General features: G+C 68.3%; 15 protein-coding genes. 10 read left to right on the top strand and 5 right to left on the bottom strand.

All coding sequences use genetic code 11. The features are described from left to right. Positions 1 to 18: 18 nt before the first annotated feature. From NL1_RS16280 to NL1_RS16295, 5 genes are all read left to right on the top strand, one after another. Positions 19 to 378 (top strand): FKBP-type peptidyl-prolyl cis-trans isomerase, encoded by a 360-nt coding sequence (locus NL1_RS16280; RefSeq protein ID WP_067840261.1) that lies wholly within the window; start codon positions 19 to 21, stop codon positions 376 to 378. Positions 379 to 640: 262 nt separating this feature from the next. Then, complete coding sequence (locus NL1_RS36575) at positions 641 to 1,219, top strand: DUF3558 domain-containing protein (RefSeq protein WP_084510645.1); 579 nt, start codon at positions 641 to 643, stop codon at positions 1,217 to 1,219. Between the two features lie 46 nt (positions 1,220 to 1,265). After that, positions 1,266 to 1,757 carry a hypothetical protein gene (locus NL1_RS16285; RefSeq protein ID WP_067840262.1) on the top strand — a complete coding sequence of 164 codons (492 nt, stop codon included), beginning with the start codon at positions 1,266 to 1,268 and terminating at the stop codon, positions 1,755 to 1,757. Next, a complete protein-coding gene (locus NL1_RS16290) occupies positions 1,754 to 2,908 on the top strand; it encodes a WXG100 family type VII secretion target (RefSeq protein ID WP_067840264.1) in 1,155 nt (384 codons plus the stop codon). The genes NL1_RS16285 and NL1_RS16290 overlap by 4 nt, the downstream gene beginning before the upstream one ends. 91 nt (positions 2,909 to 2,999) lie before the next feature. After that, positions 3,000 to 3,791 (top strand): ESX secretion-associated protein EspG, encoded by a 792-nt coding sequence (locus NL1_RS16295; RefSeq protein WP_067840266.1) that lies wholly within the window; start codon positions 3,000 to 3,002, stop codon positions 3,789 to 3,791. A 9-nt stretch (positions 3,792 to 3,800) separates the two neighbouring features. On the opposite strand, the gene NL1_RS16300 is transcribed toward NL1_RS16295, so the two are convergent. The 5 genes from NL1_RS16300 to NL1_RS16320 form a co-directional block, all read right to left on the bottom strand. Next, a complete protein-coding gene (locus NL1_RS16300) occupies positions 3,801 to 4,973 on the bottom strand; it encodes a YhgE/Pip domain-containing protein (protein ID WP_067840269.1) in 1,173 nt (390 codons plus the stop codon). 192 nt (positions 4,974 to 5,165) lie between these two features. Beyond that, the gene (locus NL1_RS16305; RefSeq protein WP_245673302.1) at positions 5,166 to 6,554 is read right to left on the bottom strand and encodes a sensor histidine kinase; all 1,389 of its coding nucleotides are present in this window, start codon (positions 6,552 to 6,554) and stop codon (positions 5,166 to 5,168) included. Between the two features lie 13 nt (positions 6,555 to 6,567). After that, positions 6,568 to 7,278 carry a response regulator transcription factor gene (locus NL1_RS16310; protein WP_067840271.1) on the bottom strand — a complete coding sequence of 237 codons (711 nt, stop codon included), beginning with the start codon at positions 7,276 to 7,278 and terminating at the stop codon, positions 6,568 to 6,570. A 37-nt stretch (positions 7,279 to 7,315) separates the two neighbouring features. After that, entirely contained in the window at positions 7,316 to 7,702 is a 387-nt protein-coding gene (locus tag NL1_RS16315) for a hemophore-related protein (RefSeq protein WP_067840273.1), read from the bottom strand. A gap of 125 nt (positions 7,703 to 7,827) precedes the next feature. Beyond that, positions 7,828 to 9,906, bottom strand: coding sequence for an AMP-binding protein (locus NL1_RS16320; RefSeq protein WP_067840275.1), 2,079 nt, complete (start codon positions 9,904 to 9,906; stop codon positions 7,828 to 7,830). 351 nt (positions 9,907 to 10,257) lie between these two features. Between NL1_RS16320 and NL1_RS16325 the strand changes: the two genes are divergently transcribed. From NL1_RS16325 to NL1_RS16345, 5 genes are all read left to right on the top strand, one after another. Then, complete coding sequence (locus NL1_RS16325) at positions 10,258 to 14,028, top strand: sensor histidine kinase (protein WP_084510647.1); 3,771 nt, start codon at positions 10,258 to 10,260, stop codon at positions 14,026 to 14,028. Then, positions 14,025 to 14,438 (top strand): roadblock/LC7 domain-containing protein, encoded by a 414-nt coding sequence (locus NL1_RS16330; RefSeq protein WP_011207200.1) that lies wholly within the window; start codon positions 14,025 to 14,027, stop codon positions 14,436 to 14,438. Before NL1_RS16325 ends, NL1_RS16330 begins: the two co-directional genes overlap by 4 nt. Positions 14,439 to 14,445: 7 nt before the next feature. Continuing rightward, the gene (locus tag NL1_RS16335; RefSeq protein ID WP_067840279.1) at positions 14,446 to 14,820 is read left to right on the top strand and encodes a DUF742 domain-containing protein; all 375 of its coding nucleotides are present in this window, start codon (positions 14,446 to 14,448) and stop codon (positions 14,818 to 14,820) included. Further along, on the top strand, positions 14,801 to 15,403 hold the full coding sequence (locus NL1_RS16340) for a GTP-binding protein (RefSeq protein WP_174553420.1): 603 nt from the start codon (positions 14,801 to 14,803) through the stop codon (positions 15,401 to 15,403). Before NL1_RS16335 ends, NL1_RS16340 begins: the two co-directional genes overlap by 20 nt. 100 nt (positions 15,404 to 15,503) lie before the next feature. Then, positions 15,504 to 16,247, top strand: a 744-nt coding sequence (locus NL1_RS16345; protein ID WP_281180829.1) for an acetyl-CoA carboxylase carboxyltransferase subunit beta, incomplete at its 3' end; no start/stop codon positions are given.

The raw sequence follows: 16,247 nt of genomic DNA on the forward strand, positions 1-16,247 counted from the left end.
ATCGAAGGAGATAGCCGAATGACCAAGCCGGTTGTCGAATTTCAGGCGGGCCCCGCGCCCACCGAGCTCGTGATCAAGGACCTTGTCGTGGGCGAGGGCAAGGAGGCCGTCGCTGGCGGCACCGTCGAGGTGCACTACGTCGGTGTCGAATTCGACAGCGGCGAGGAATTCGATTCGTCGTGGAGCCGTGGCGAATCCATCAGCTTCCCGCTGCGCGGCCTGATCCAGGGCTGGCAGGACGGCATCCCCGGCATGAAGGTCGGCGGTCGTCGCCAGCTCACCATCCCGCCGCAGCTCGCCTACGGCCCGGCAGGTGCGGGACACCACCTCGCTGGCAAGACCCTGGTCTTCGTGATCGACCTGCTGAACGCGAACTGATCAGCTGACTACCCGATCGTGGCCCGCACTCCCCGGAGTGCGGGCCACAGTCGTCTTCGGGGGAATTGGATGGAACCAGAACGGGTTCCGTTGCGTCGAAGTTGGTGTGGGCATTGTTCGGCGCCGTCGGCCCTCGTCCGAGGGGGACCGCCGCCGCATGCTCTCCGGCCCACACCGATCGGTCGGATCTGCGGTGGGGGTATTGGATATAGTCGCCGGGAAACCTAGGCCGCGGAGGGGAAGCAGGGTGAGCATGCGAGCGATGAAGAAGGCCGTGCTGTTGGTGGGGGTGCTTGCGGCGGGGGTTGGGTTGGCGGGGTGTGGGGGGTCTACCGAAGGGGAGGCGCGGCCTTCCGGTGGTGTTACGAGCAGTGCGGCAACGGGTTCGGGGTTGGCTGTGGATGTGCCCACGAGTTACAACCCATGTACGGATGTGCCTGAGAGCGTTCTGAGTTCGGAACGGTTGGTGAAGGGAGTCGCGGACAACAAGGCGAATGCCGATGGGCCGGATGGTATCAAGTGGAGGGGATGTCGGTGGGTTCAGTCGAACGGATATGCCGTGAGCATCCAGGTAACCAACATGACTATTCCGTTCGTTCGCGAGCACTACTTCAATGACGTACGCGAACTCGCGATAGCGGGTCGCCCCGCAATCACTGCACGGCGAAGTGATACACGCAGCAGTGAGGTTTGCAGCATCAATGTAGAGATGAGAGGTGGCACGTTGGAGTTTCATCTCGACAATCCGCCGTCTCGTCGAGAAACAGGACGTATCGACACCTGCCAGTTGGGACTTGTCCTCGCCGAGAAGGTCGTTCCTACGCTGCCTACCGGCGCGTGAGCGCAGATATCAATGGGGAGATCGCACAGGGAGGGAAGAGAACGGCATGACGGAAAGTGCGCGGCCTATCGCGAACCTGATCACCGAAGCCCGGGAGGGACGGCTGACGCTGCGGATCGAACCGGAGGAGTTCGTCTACATCGATCGTGATTGCGAACGGTTCAAATTGCTGATCCAGTCGATGCAGGACGAGGCGCAAGCAATTTCGGAAATCGAGAAGAAGCAGTGGGGAATCGGTGCCGACAACACGATTCTGACCTCGGCGCAGACGCTGGTCGATCGGTTCCGTACGAAAGGCAAGGGTTCCGATAACAGTATCCATGCAGTCTTGGAATCGCATTACAAGATCGTCGACGATATCCAGACCTTGCATCGCGAAATCCGTCAGCGCTACGAACAGGCGGACGCAGATTTCGCGCGCCGCGTGAGCGCAATCATCGAGCGCCTCCCCGAGCAGGTGACACCGATCGATCCTGCCGTGAGCCAACCCGGGGTTGGCCACCCTGAAGTACTTGCGCCGCAAGGAACACCGTCGTGAACGAGAACGAACCCACACGCATCACCGATGGTGGCGAGCGCCCGAAGAGACTCAAGCACGTCGATATCAGCGGCGCGTTCAATCCGCTTCAGCCGACGCTCGCCCACGACATCGCGGGCCGCTACAAGAACCTCGCCACACAGTGGGAAGCAGGCGTCGAAGTCTTCTACTCCAGCATCAAGAAATCGATCGACGGCGCCTGGGAAGGCAATGCCGCCGACAAGGCTCTGGACGCGATCAAGCGCTACACCCAGTCCGCGCAAGATCTGACCACCCCTCTCACCAACCTCGGCGCCCGAGTCGGGGAAGCCGCCCAAGCCATCACCGAAACCAACAACCGCCTCCCCGACCCCGTCGAAGAAAAACCGTGGTGGCACAAGGATTCCTGGCCCTGGGTCGGCACGAACCGCGACGGTGTGATCGAAGACCGCCAAGAGGAAGCCCAGGCGGTCATGAAGGACTACTACGTCACGCCGTTCGTCAATCTCGACGGCAAGATCCCGGTACTGCCGCAACCGATCGATCCCACCAACCCGCTCGACATCTCGCAGCCCACCAAGGACAACGGCAACGGCAACGGCAACGGGAATGGGAACGGCAACGGCAACGGGGCGGGTGTGAACAACGGCGACGATCCGAAGACCACCGACGACCCCACCACGGAGGAGCCGGGGACCGAGGAAGACCCGACCGACGAGTCGACCACCGACGACACCTCGACCGATCCGAGTTCGACGGACACCACGCCGAGTTCGACGACCCCGACCGGTACCGATCCCACCAAGCCCGGCGCCAATCAGCCGACCGTGCCCGCGGGCACCAACCCGGCGGGTGTACCGGGCGGCCCGGGGCCCGGCGCTCCCGGGCCGGGTACCGGGACGCCGTCGCCGGGGCGAGGCATTCCCGGTGTCCTGGGCACCCCTGGCACGAATCCGGCCGCAGCCGCGGCGGCCGCGTCCTCCCCGGGCCGCGGTATGGCGGGCATGCCCGGCATGGGCGGGCTCGGTGCGCGCCCCGGCGGTAAGTCCGAGGACGACGCCGACCACAAGATTCCGGATTACTTGATCACCATGGAGAACACCGAGGAGTTGCTCGGTGAGATGCCGAAGACGGTGCCGGGCGGCGTGATCGGCGACCATCCCGTCGAGTAGTCCGCCGAGCGAACCGACCGCGCGCGAGGAGAGCCGCGCGCGGACGGCGCGTCACGCCCCCGACGACCAGCACGACGGAACGGACCCAACGATGCCCGAATGGAACTGGGACGCAGAAGATTTCGCAGCGCTCTGGTACAGCGACGCCAACGACCGGTTCCCACGCCCGCTGAAGTACCTCAGCCGTTTCGCCGTGCAGAACGATTTCGATCAACACCGTCTCGGGGTGCGGGCCCGTTACTCGCGCGACGAGCTGGAGGAGATCGAGTTCGCGATGCACACGCTGTCCACCTCGGACATGCGCATCGAAATCCTCGGTGGCTCTCGCAAACACAAGAACAGCACGGGCGACGTCAAGCAGTACCGCATCCTCGGTGCGCGCAATTTCTCGCACGCGGTGGTCGCGTTCCAGACCGTCCTCGGCGACGAAAACGGCCCCATCCGGTTGCGGACCTGCGGCCCGGAATCGCTTGCGGCCCAGCTCGTGCGGTCCATCCCGCCGTGCCAGCCGGGCAAACAGCCGCCCGCCACCTTCCATCCGGGCGACCTGCGCCCGAACCGGGACACCTACCTGCAGGACAATGCCCGCAACACCCCGCGCGAGCAGTATCAGCGCCTGCTCGGCCGGGCCGCCAATGGCGGGGGCTCGGCCGGCCTGCGCGTCGGTCCGCTGCACACCCGGCCCGACGCCGTGAATACGTTGCAGTGGTACGACATTTCCGACGACGGTCGCTACACCGAGGTCCGCGCCCAGCACATCAGCGTGCGGCCGACGAATCCCGCCGATCTCGCGGCCTTGTTCACGAAGTGGATCGACGGCGCCGTGCAGCGACTGCGGGACGCCGAGGACGAACGTCTCGACGACCCACGCCGGCCTGCGTAGGGGCCGCGCTCACTCGCGGACGATCTCGACCGGGTCGGTGAGCGCGAGCGCGATGGCGGACTGCTGGGTGGTGCTGCGCATCGGGAGGGCGTCCATGGCCTTGCCGGTCTGCGTGTTGAGGTTGGTCACGATCTGCTGGAGCTGGGTGACCCCGCCGGTGAGCTGGCTGATCGCGTCCACCAGTTGCGCGCCGCCCTGTTCGGCGAGCTGGGGGAGGCCCTCCGCGAGCTCGGCGCCTTCGTTCAGCTGGGCGCTGGCGGACTGCAGGCGGCCGACGACGGTGCGCAGCAGGGTGCCGAGGTCGGTGTTCGGGTCGACGGCGCCGCCGACGAGCAGGTCGAGACCCTCCAGCTGGGAGCCCGCCTGACCCGAAACAGCGCGTAGCGCATCGAGTTTGCCGATGATGTCGGCCAGCGCGGGATCGTTGGCGAAGGGCAGCGCGCGCAGCAGCGGCAGGATCTGGTCGAGGCCGGTGCTGACGGTGCCCGCGGTCTGCTGCACCTGTGCGATCGTGATCCCGGTCGAATCCAGCGCTTCGGCAAGCTGATTCGCCTGCACCGCCGCGCCGTCCACGGTGTCGTTGAGCATGGCGATGGCCGAAGTCAGTTGCGCGGAGCCCTCTTTCGCGAACTCCAGGAAGCCGAGGAGCTGGTCGGCGCCCGCGCTGAACTGATCCGCGCCCGAGGCCGCGGCGTTCACCCCGGCGCTGAGCAGCTGGGCGGTGAACTGCACTCCGGTGAGCTGGCTGCGAGCCTGGGCGACGGCGGCCAGCGCCGCGTCCACGCCGGTCGCGCCGATGCGATGCGTCACCGCCTGGACGGCGCCGTTCACCAGATCGCCGTCGGCGTTGTCGTGCGCGGCGACGGTGACGATGGCGCGCTGCGGTTGCGGACCGGCCAGCGTGCCCATGGACTCGGTGAGATCGGCGGGCAGCGTGATCACGGCCGCGTAGTCGTCGGCGTTCGCCTCGCCCGGTTTCGCCATGGTCCACTCGTAGCCCGCGCCGTTCTGCTCCAGCGCCTGCACGATGCGCGCCCCTGTCGGCCCGGTGTCGGCGTTGACCAGGGCGATTCCCGACGGCGCCGACCCGGGGCCCGCGCAGGCGGTGAGAGCACCTCCGATCGCTCCTGCGGTGACGATCCCAATGGCGAGCAGGGCCCAGCGGCCGCGATGTCCGATCACGACTACCGACCCTATGGATCGCCGCTAACGGCTCCTTTGGCGTTTCTCTGAGAGTTCGGTAAGGGCGCACGGGTTTTCGTTGCGCTCGATCGCACACCCGCGATGCGCGCCAGGGTGCTCAGAGCTCGAACCCTTCCGCACCCCGGGCACCGCCCGCCTCCCGCCGATCAGCGAGACTTCGAATAGCCCAGCTCAGCGGACGCGGGGCCCGTTGGGCGTGACCTGATCGCCTGTCCGATGCCGCTCCGGCAGGTCGAGGACCAAACGCGCCCCGCCGAGGGGACTGTCCTCGAAGTAGGCCCGCCCGCCGTGCAATTGGGCTTGCTGGGCGACCAGCGCCAGGCCGAGCCCGGAGCCGCCCTTGCTCGCCTGGCTGCCACGGTAGAACCTGGCGAAGACAGCGGCGCGTTCCTCGACCGGAATGCCGCGCCCGTTGTCGTCGACGGCGATCACGATGTGGCCCTGCGGCGTCCGATGCGCCGAGACCAGCGCCTCGGTGGCCCTGCCGTGCTTCACCGAGTTGGCGAGGGCGTTGTCCACCGCGAGGCGCAGGCCCGCGGGCAGGCCGCGGGTCACCAGTTCGGCGTCGGTCTCGATGCGCACGGTCAGACCGGGGAAGTGGCGCATGGCGTCGTGCGCGGCTTGGTCGCACAGGTCGCCGACATCGGTGTCCACGTGGTCGCGTTCGTTGGTGAGATCGCCGGTGGCCAGCCGTTCCAGCGCGGCCAGCGTTGTCTCCACCCGGCCCTGGCTGCGTTGCAGGTCGGCGAGGATCTCCGCGCGCTGCGCCTCGTCCAGGTCGAGGGTGCGCAACACCTCCAGATCGGTGCGCATGGCGGTGAGCGGGGTGCGCAGTTCGTGGGCGGAGACGGCGGCGAAATCGCGCGCGGTCTCCAGCGCGGCCGCGGTCTCCTCCTGCGCCTGGTCCACCCGCTGCAGCATGCGGTTCACCGCGTCGGCCAGTTCCTCGGCCTCGCTCATGCCCTTGCCGTCGACCGGTGATTGCGGATTGTCGGGATCGGGGAAGGCGCTGCGGGCGCCGACCTGACTGGTGAGGTCGACGATCGGCCGTACCGCGCGGCCCGCGAGCAACCAGCCGAGCGCGCCCGCGGCCGCCACCGCGAGCAGCGCGCCGCCCATCACCCAGCGCTGCTGCTCGGCCGTGGCGCGGGCCGCTTCGTCGGCCGGAATGCCCAGGGAGACAGTGCGATTCGGGGGCTGGTTCTCGGTGGTGGTGAGCACCCGGTACGGGACGTCGCCCACCGTGACGGTGCGCGATCCGGTGGACAGGTCGGGGAGCTGGACCGGGCTGCTCGCCACCAGAGAACCGCTGTCGCGCACCGTGATCGCCATGTCGTCGTTGAGTCCGGTCAGCCCGAGCACGCCCACCGCGATCACCGGGTCGAGCAGGACCAGGCGGGATGCGACCGAGAGTTGCTGGTCGCTCTGCTGCAGATTGGTGCGCTCGATGGCCTGCACGGTGATCGCGCTCAGTGCGGTCACGATGATGACGGCGCCCGCCGCTGCCGCACCCGCAACTCGGGTGCGCAGCGAAAAGGTTTTGCGCCCACGTGTTTTCACGGCGCCCACGGAATCATTTCGGCGCTCGCAGTACGAATCCCACGCCGCGGATGGTGTGCAATAGTCGCGGGGTATCGCCGATTTCGAGTTTGCGGCGCAGATAACCGACGAAGACGTCCACCACATTGGTGTCGGCGGCGAAGTCGTAGCCCCACACCAATTCCAGCAGACGCTCCCGGCTCAGCACCACGCCCACATTGCGCGCCAGCGTCGACAGCAGTTCGAATTCCCTTTTGGTGAGCTCGATTTCGGTGCCGTGCAGCAGCGCGCGATACCCGGCGACGTCGATCTCGAGCGGGCCGACGGTGATGGCGCCGGGGGTGGCGGGGGTGGGGGCGTCGGTGCGGCGGCGCAGTAGCGCGCGGATCCGCGCAACGAGCTCGGCGAGCACGAAGGGTTTCACCAGGTAGTCGTCGGCGCCGGATTCCAGCCCGGAGATCCGGTCGTCCACCGAGGCGCGGGCGCTGAGTACACAGATGGGCACTTCGTTACCCATGGCGCGCAGCGCGGTCACCACGCCCGCGCCGTCCAGCACCGGCATGTTCATGTCCAGCACGATGGCGTCGGGGGCGTGCTCGCTCACGCTGCGCAACGCCGCGGCGCCGTCCCGGGCGACCAGCACCCGGAACCCGGACAGTCGCAGCCCGCGCTCGACAGAAGCGAGCACGTCCTCGTCGTCATCGACAACGAGGACGGTCGGCGTCGAGGGGGTCACGTCGTTCATTCTGCCGGTCCCGGGCGCGGTCGTCGGTAGCGGGCGATCAGTAGTTGTGGCAGGTCGCCGCCACGGTCGCGATCGTCTCGCGCAGGCTCGCCGCGCGCGGATCGTTCTCCGCGTCGCGGGCGGCTTCCGGGTTCTCCTCGACCATGCGCTGGAAGTCGGCGCGGCGCTGCTCCACCGGCTGGTCGAAGCGGCGCTGCAGTTCCGCCTTCTGCGACGGGTTCGCGTCGAGCATCGCGGCCAGCTGCGGCGCCTTGTCGTGCAGCGCGGCGTCGACCTGGGCGAAGGTGCAGTTCGACGTGAGCAGCGGACCGACCAGCTCCGCAGGGTCGGCCGACGCGATCGCCGGGGAAAGGGACATCGCCACCGTGGCCATGCCGCCCGCGGCGAGCGCGGCAAGACCGGTGCGACGACGGACAGAGTTCATCGAGGGTGCCTCCAATTCTTCGAGGGACGGAGCGAGAGCGCATTCGACGCTATTGCGCAGCGCTGGCACGCGTGTGAGCAATCCCTGAGAAAGCTCTGAGGTCCCGGTTCGCCGACGGCGCGGAATCAGGACGGCGCAACAGGATCCGAATCGGGCAGGGTCGCCTCGCCGTTGTCCGCCGCCGCGTTCGCCTCCTCCTCGTCGGCCCTGGTGGTGATGATCTGATCCTCCAGCGCGGCGAGCACCGCGGGGTCTTCGATGGTGGAGGGCATGTCGTAGGTGTCGCCCGCCGTGATCTGCCGGATCGTCTTGCGCAGGATCTTGCCCGACCTGGTCTTCGGCAGCCCGGCGACCACGACCGCGTCGTGCAGCGTGGCGATCGCGCCGATCTGCTCGCGGACGAGGGCGATTAGCTCCTCGCGCAACCGCGCCGCGTCGATCTCGACGCCCTCCTTGAGCACCACGTAGGCGATCGGGCGCTGCCCCTTGAGCTCGTCGGGCAGGCCGATCACCGCGCACTCGGCCACCGCGGGGTGCCCGGCGATGGCGGCTTCGATGCTGCCCGCCGACAGCCGGTGCCCCGCCATATTGATCACGTCGTCGCTGCGGCCGAGGACGTACAGGTAGCCGTCCTCGTCGAAGTAGCCCGAGTCGCCGGTCAAGTAGTGCCCGGGGAAGGCCGACATGTATGAGCGGGCGAACCGTGGCTCGTCCTGCCACAGCCCGGTCAGCGTGCCCGGCGGCATCGGCAGCCCGATGACGATGTTGCCTTCGGTGCCCGCGGGGACCGGGTTGCCCTCGGCGTCCAGCACCCGCAGCCGGAAGCCGGGCACCGGCACCGAGGCCGAACCCGGCTTGATCGGCAGCTCCTGCAGGCCGAGCAGGTTGGCGCAGATCGGCCAGCCGGTCTCGGTCTGCCACCAGTGGTCGACGACCGGGCAGTCCGGCCGTCCGGCCAGCAGGGTTCCGGTCGCCCACTCGTAGGTGGCCGGGTCGAGCCGCTCGCCCGCGCAGAACAGCGCGCGCAGCGAGGACAAGTCGTAGTTGCGGGCCAGCTTCGCCTCGGCATCGGCTTTGCGGATGGCGCGCAGCGCGGTCGGCGCGGTGAACAGCACGCGCACGCCGTGCTCGGCGACCACGCGCCAGAAGGCGCCGGAATCGGGGGTGCCGACCGGCTTGCCCTCGTAGAGCAGCGTGGTCGCGCCGACGAGCAGCGGCGCGTAGACGATGTAGGAGTGGCCGACCACCCAGCCGACGTCGGAAGCGGCCCACATCACCTGGCCAGGCCCCACGTCGTAGATGTTGCGCATCGACCAGGCCAGCGCCACCGCGTGGCCGCCGTTGTCGCGCACCACGCCTTTCGGCTTCCCGGTGGTGCCCGAGGTGTAGAGGATGTACAGCGGATCGGTGGCCGCGACCGGGACCGGATCGGCGGGCTCGGCACCGCGCACCGCGTCCTCCCAGTCCAGCCACTGCGCCGCGACGGTGTCCTCGGAGCTCGGCAGCGTCTCGGTGGCCGCCTGGGGCGCGGCGAAGGTGATCGGGGTGAACTGGTCGGGGCGCTGCTTGACGATCACGTGCCGCGGCGCGGTGGTCTCCGCGATGTCCAGCGCCTGCAGCACGATCGGCGGGTATTCGATCTTGCGGCCCGGCTCGATGCCGCCGGAGGCTGTGATGATCAGCACAGGCTTGGCGTCATCGATGCGGGCGGCCAGCTCCGGCGCGGCGAAGCCGCCGAACACCACCGAGTGCACCGCGCCGATCCGCGCGCAGGCGAGCATCGCGATCACGGCTTCGGGGATCATCGGCAGGTAGATGATCACGCGATCGCCCTTGCGGACGCCGAGCCGGGTCATCGCGCCCGCGAAGGTGGCCACCTCGGCCAGCAGTTCGGCGTAGCTGAAAACGACCTTGGCGCCGGTCATAGCGGAGTCGTATATTAGGGCGGGCTGATCGGCCAAGCTTCCCTCGTCCGCGGTGCCGCCGCGCACATGGCGGTCGAGAGCGTTGAAGGAGGTGTTGAGGGAAGCATCGGGAAACCACCTGGCCACGGGGCGTGCAGTGGTGTCGACGATCTGGCCGGGGGGCACCTCCCAGTCGATCGCTTCGGCCGCGTCGGCCCAGAACTCGACGGGATCGACCAGGCTGGTCTGATAGACCGGCCGGTAGTCGTGTCCACCCGTCGTCCGGCCACCGCCCCCCACCGAATCACCTTGTGATGCTGTGCTCAACCGTGTGACTCCCTAGCTCGCCTCGATGCCCGCCTCGATAGATCTGCATGATTGTGGCAGACTTCACGCGACGCCCGGGTGGGTGTCGCGACCTTTGGTTTTGCCTGGAACGGGCAGGTCAAGGCCCGTGGCTATACTCGATGTCACCCAAGCTGTTATTGATCCGTTAGAATCTGATGTCACTTATTTGGGCCGTCGTAGACGAAGACGCAATTTCTCGGCCAGCCGCAGTTCTCGGCCAGCTCCACCCGTCGAGCCAAGCATGCGATTGTGGAGGTTCGCTGATGGCGCGTGGATGGGGCCAGTTTGGAAAGTGAGTGGGAGATGCGTGACGCCGCTAGGTCCGGCAAAAGGCGCTGGGAGCTCGGCAATTGGGACCTGCGCTGGAAGGTTACGGCGGTTCTCGCTGTGCCGCTGGCGGTCGCGGTGGGGCTCGGCGTGTCGAGGATTACCTCGGAGTTCACCGAAGCGAACCGCCTGGAAGGGGTCGCCGAGAACATCGCCGCGATCCCGGCCGTCACCGGCTTGAGTGCGAACTCGGCCACGGTCGCGGGTTCGCAGATGGTCTCGCTGTTGCCAGGCCAGAGCGTGGTGACCGACCAGAACCTCAGCGACCTGGACAAGGCGATCACCGCCGCGCAGAGCGCGGTGGGCAACCTGTCCGGACAGCCGAAGGCCGAGGCCGCGCTACAGAACATGATCGCCGAAGCCAAGGCGATCCTGTCCAGGGGCAAGGCGGCCGCCGACCCGGCGGAGGCGCTCGGCGGGATCGACCGGATCCGCAACGACAGCGTGCGCATCGTGGAGAGCACCGTCTCGCAGGTCTCCGACCCGGCGCTGGACGCCGCGAAGCTGCGCCTGGTCGACTCGCTCAACACCCGAGCCACCCTCGTCAGCGAGCTGGCCGCGTTCAACGACGTGTTGCACAGCACCGAGTCCGGTATCCAGTCCTTCCTGATCGCTGCGAACTCCGAGCGGCAGCTGCTGAACGTGCTCGCGCACCGCTTCCCCGACGGCGACGCCTCGATCGCGGATCTGCGTGCGGGCATCGACAACCGCGTCTCGCTGCTGGGCAGTCCGGAGGCGCAGGCGGGCAAGATCCCGCTCGGTGAGCTGAAGAACTCGCTGACCGGCAGCGTCGACGTCTACGAACTCGTGGTCGCCAAGGCGACCAAGGACATCGACAGCGCGATGGACAAGCTGGCGGCCACCGCCAACCGGGACGCGTGGAGCTACACCGCGGTCGTCATCGCCACCATCCTCGCCGCGCTGCTGCTCGCGGTGTTCGTCGCGCGCTCGATGATCGTGCCGCTGCACCGCCTGCGCCTCGCCGCGCTGCGTGTCGCCGAGAGCGATCTGCCGCACGAGGTCGCCCAGCTGCGTAACGGCGCCAAGCCGGAGGACGTGCCGCTGGAGCCGATGCCGGTGCGCAGCACCGAGGAAATCGGCCAGCTGGCCCGCGCCGTCGACGATATCCACGGCCAGGCGCTGCGCCTTGCGAGCGACCAGGCGCAGATGCGTCGCCAGGTGAACGATATGTTCGAGACCCTGGCCCGCCGCTCCAAGTCGCTGGTCGACCATCAGCTCAGCCTCATCGAGGCGATGGAGTACGACGAGAAGGACCCCCGCCTGTTGGAGAACCTCTTCCGGCTGGACCATCTCGCCGCCCGTATGCGCCGTAACGGTGACAACCTGCTGATCCTGGCGGGCACCGTCAAGCAGCGCCGAGGCAAATCCGTGCCCGTCGAGGTCGCCGACGTGCTACGCGCCGCGATCTCCGAGGTCGAGGACTACGAGCGGGTCAAGCTCGGCGCCACGCCGCGCGGTTCGCTGAAGGAACCGGCCGCCTCCGACCTCGCGCACCTGTTCGCCGAGCTCTTGGACAACGCGCTGCGGGCTTCCCCGCCCGAGACCGACGTGAAGTTCACCTTCGCGCAGGCGCACGACCAGGGCATGCTCATCGAGGTCGCCGACCGCGGCATCGGTATGCCGCCCGCGGAGATGGTCGAGATCAACAGGAAGCTCGAGCAGACCGCCGAGCCCGGTCCCGACACCGCACGCCACATGGGTCTGTTCGTGGTCGGCCGCCTGGCCGAGCGCCACGGCCTGACCGTGCGGCTGCGCCCGACCTTCGACACCGCGCGCGATCCCGGCGTGACCGTGACCGTGCACGTTCCGGTGGGACTGATCGTCGCCGGGGTGGAGATCTCGCCGCAGGCCGTGACGCCCGCGCCCGTCACTCCGTCGCCCGCCGCGCCGCAGCGACAGTCCACGCCGTCGTCGTCCATGCAGATGCGCGGGATCACCCGCACGCCGGGCGGCAACATGATGGTCACCGTCGACCCCGGGGTGAGCGGACCGATTCCGGTCAGCAAGCCCGCCGAGACGAGCGACGCCGCCGGACTCCCGCAGCGCCAGCCGGGTAACGCGGTGCCGACCGGGCTGCGTCAGGACTCGGCCCAGTCGAGTCCGACCCTGCGTCCGCAGCCCGGCCAGACGTCCAACGGTCCGCAGCGCGGCAAGCTCGCCGCGGCGAGCCTGCCCAAGCGCAGCCTATCCCCGGGCGGCCCGCAGCGGCCGCCGACGCCGCCGACCGTCAGCGGCGCGACGCCGAGCAGCGGTACGCCGCCGCAGCGCGAGACGCCGAAGTCCGGCGATCTCGCGCAGCGTCAGCCGGGCGCCAACGGCATTTCGAAGCCGGCAGCTGGAGGCGGTCTGCCGCAGCGCCAGCCCGGCACGAACGGTGCGCCTGCGCGGGACTCGTCCTCGGGTCTTTCGCAACGCGATTCGTCTGCCGGTGGTTTGCCGCAGCGCGATTCGGCCGCGGGTGGTCTGCCGCAGCGCGATTCCGCCGCGGGCGGTCAGCCGCAGCGTGGTCCGGGTGGCCTGCCGCAGCGTCAGCCGGGCGCCAATGGAATGCCGCCGCATCAGCCGTCTTCCGGTCTGTCGCAGCGCGAGAGCGCTTCGAACGGCCTGTCGCAGCGCGACGCGGCGCCGAGCGGTCTGCCGCAGCGGGAGCCCGGTGCGAACGGTGCGCCTGCGCGGGATTCGTCCTCGGGTCTTTCGCAGCGCAACCCGTCTGCCGGTGGTTTGCCGCAGCGTGACTTCGCCTCCGGTGGTTTGCCGCAGCGTGAGTCGGCGTCCGGCGGCTTGCCGCAGCGTGATTCTGCTTCCGGTGGTCTGCACCAGCGCGGTTCCGCGCCGGGTGGTCTGCCGCAGCGTGACCCGTCTGCCGGTGGTCTGCCGCAGCGCGACCCGTCTGCCGGTGGTTCGCCGCAGCGTGACTTCGCCTCCGGTGGTCTGCCGCAGCGCGACCCGTCTGCCGGTGGTTCGCCGCAGCGTGATTCCGCCTCCGGCGGTCTGCCGCAGCGTCAGCAGGGCGGCAACGGCCTGCCTCAGCGCGAGCCTGGCACCAGCGGCGCACCGCGGCGGGAGCCGACCCCGGGTGGTCTCCCGCAGCGCGAGGCCTCCAACGGGCTCGCGCAGCGTCCGTCCGCCGCACCGGCGCCCACCGGCCTGCCGCAGCGGGATCCGGGCGCCACGGTGCTGCCGCAGCGCGAGGTGCCGCCGGGAGTCGGTCTGCCGCAACGGGAACGGACCGTGCAGCCCGCCGCGACCCATGCGGAGCGGGAAGCCGAGCCGAGCACGCAGGCGGGCCGCGACCCCGGCAAGCACAGCTACAAGTCCAATCCGTCGAAGACGGCGTCGTTCTTCCAGACTCGCCTGCAGCCTGCAGCCGAGCCCGGTTCGACGATGGACAGCCCGATCTTCGCCGAGATGATGTCGGCGTGGCTGGCCGATCCGAACCCGGATCGGTCCCAGATCGCGGCCTCCTTCGAGTCGCCTGGCGACGAAGGTTGGCAGGCCGCACGCCGGGCCAGCGAGGCGCAAGCCGAAACAAAAACCGCTGCCGGCTTGCCTCAACGCAATCCGGGCGGGAGGCTGGTCCCCGGTGCCGTCAGCGGTACCGCGGATCGGGCGGCGAGCCGAGATCCGGAATCGATCAGGTCCAGCTTGAGCCGTCACCAGCAGGGCGTCCGGGATGGCCGTGCGATGAGAGAAATGAACCTAACCGGAGACAAAGGAGACCGATGAACCCCGATCTAGGTGGTACGAACCGTCAGCTGGATTGGCTGGTTTCGAACTTCGCCAACGAGGTTCCTGGCGTAGCTCATGCCGTCCTGGTCTCGGCTGACGGCCTACTCATGGCTGCGAGTGCCCAGCTGCCCGTCGATCGTGCTGAACAACTCTCGGCGGTCACCGCCGGCCTGGCCAGCCTCTCGGTCGGCGTCTCGAACCTGTTCGAGGGCGGCACGGTGCTGCAGTCGGTCGTAGAGATGGAGCACGGATACCTACTGCTGATGGCAGTCGGCGACGGCTCCTATCTCGCGGTGCTGACCAACACGTCCTGCGACATCGGACAGGTCGGATACGAGATGGCTTTGTTGGTGGAGCGTGTGGGCCAGACTGTGCAGGCCACGCCACGCGTCACGATGGGTTCCTGATGGTGGGATGGACATAGAAGATCACCGCGTGGGGAGCGCCGAGCCGAGCCTCGTTCGCCCATACTCGTTGACCGCGGGCCGGACCAGGCCCACGGTCGAGTTGGCGTTGGAGGCCCTTGTCGCATCGCATCCGGTCGCCATGGAGCGGCAGTTCGAACTGACCAACATCGAGACGTCAATCGTGGAGTTGTGCAGAGAATCGCCGTCCGTTGCCGAATTAGCGGCGCGACTCGGAATACCGATTGGTGTGGCACGGGTACTCGTGGCAGACCTGATCGAGGCCGGGCACGTGCGCGTTTCGGCGACTTTGAAAGACGATTCCAGCGACGATGAACGTCGCGAGCTGATCGAAAGGGTTCTCAGTGGACTCCGGCGTATTTGATTCGACGGCACAGGTCGACACCCGCACCAGCAAGCCCACTTCGGCGAAGATCGTGGTCGCGGGTGGCTTCGGTGTCGGCAAGACCACGTTGGTCGGTGCTGTCTCGGAGATCGTTCCGCTGCGCACCGAGGCATTGGTGACCAATGCCAGTACCGGAATCGACAATCTGACAGGCATTCCGATGAAGTCGACCACCACGGTGGCCATGGACTTCGGCAGGATCAGCCTTGCGGACGATCTGGTGCTGTACTTGTTCGGTACGCCAGGCCAGTACCGGTTCTGGTTCATGTGGGACGACCTCATCCGCGGCGCCATCGGCGCCGTGGTGCTCGTCGACACCCGCAGGCTGGAGGACAGCTTCGCGGCCGTCGACTACTTCGAGGCGCGCAACCTGCCGTTCCTGGTTGCGCTCAACGAATTCGACGACGCACCGCGTTATCCGGTCGAGGACATCCGTCAGGCACTAGCGATACCCGCGGACGTGCCGATCCTGTCCATCGACGCGCGGCGGCGTGAGCCGGCCAAGCATGCGCTGGTCTCGCTCACCGAATACGCCCTGCGCAAGGTGATGCAGGGCTACTGATCACGGGGGGACAGCCGCGGCTTTGCCGCGGCTGTCTCGTCTCCGATCGCTCCGCGGCGCGAGCGGCTGTGCCGTCCGACCGTGCGGATATGCTCGCGCGATGCGAATTTCGGCGCGGGAATGGCTCGGGCAACTGCTCGACGCGGAGTCGTTCGTCAGCTGGGATAGGCCGCCGCTCGAGGTGGCCGCATCTCCGCGGTATCGCGAGGATCTGCGCAAGGCATCGGCGACGGCGGGCACCGACGAGTCGGTGCTGACCGGCGAGGGTTTGCTGCGTGGCCGGCGGGTCGCCGTCATCGCCTGCGAGTTCGGGTTTCTGGCCGGCTCGATCGGCGTCGCGGCCTCCGAACGCATTGTCGTGGCCGTCGAGCGGGCCACCGAACTCGGTATCCCCCTCGTCGCGTCCCCTACCTCCGGTGGCACCCGTATGCAGGAGGGCACCGTCGCCTTCGTGCAGATGGTGAAGATCGCGGGCGCGGTCGCCGCGCACAAATCCGCAGGCCACCCCTACCTCGTCTACCTGCGCGACCCGACCATGGGCGGAGTGTTCGCATCGTGGGGTTCGCTCGGGCACATGACGTTCGCGCAGCCGGGCGCGCTGGTCGGTTTCCTCGGCCCGCGCGTCTACAAGGCGCTGTACGGCAAGGACTTTCCGGAGGGCGTGCAGGTAGCGGAGAACCTGTATCACCGCGGCGTCATCGACGGGGTGGTGCCGGTGCACGTCTTCCGCAGGATCGCCCATCGCGCGCTGAGCGTGCTCAGCGGCGAAGTGCGCGCGGCAGAGCCGACTGCCACCGCGGCGGAGCGGCGCGCGGGTTCGGAGTCGGCCGAGGCCGCCGAGGCC

Origin of the sequence: Nocardia lijiangensis NBRC 108240 (assembly GCF_001613045.1) — a bacterium.
Classification (GTDB): Bacteria; Actinomycetota; Actinomycetes; order Mycobacteriales; family Mycobacteriaceae; genus Nocardia; species Nocardia lijiangensis.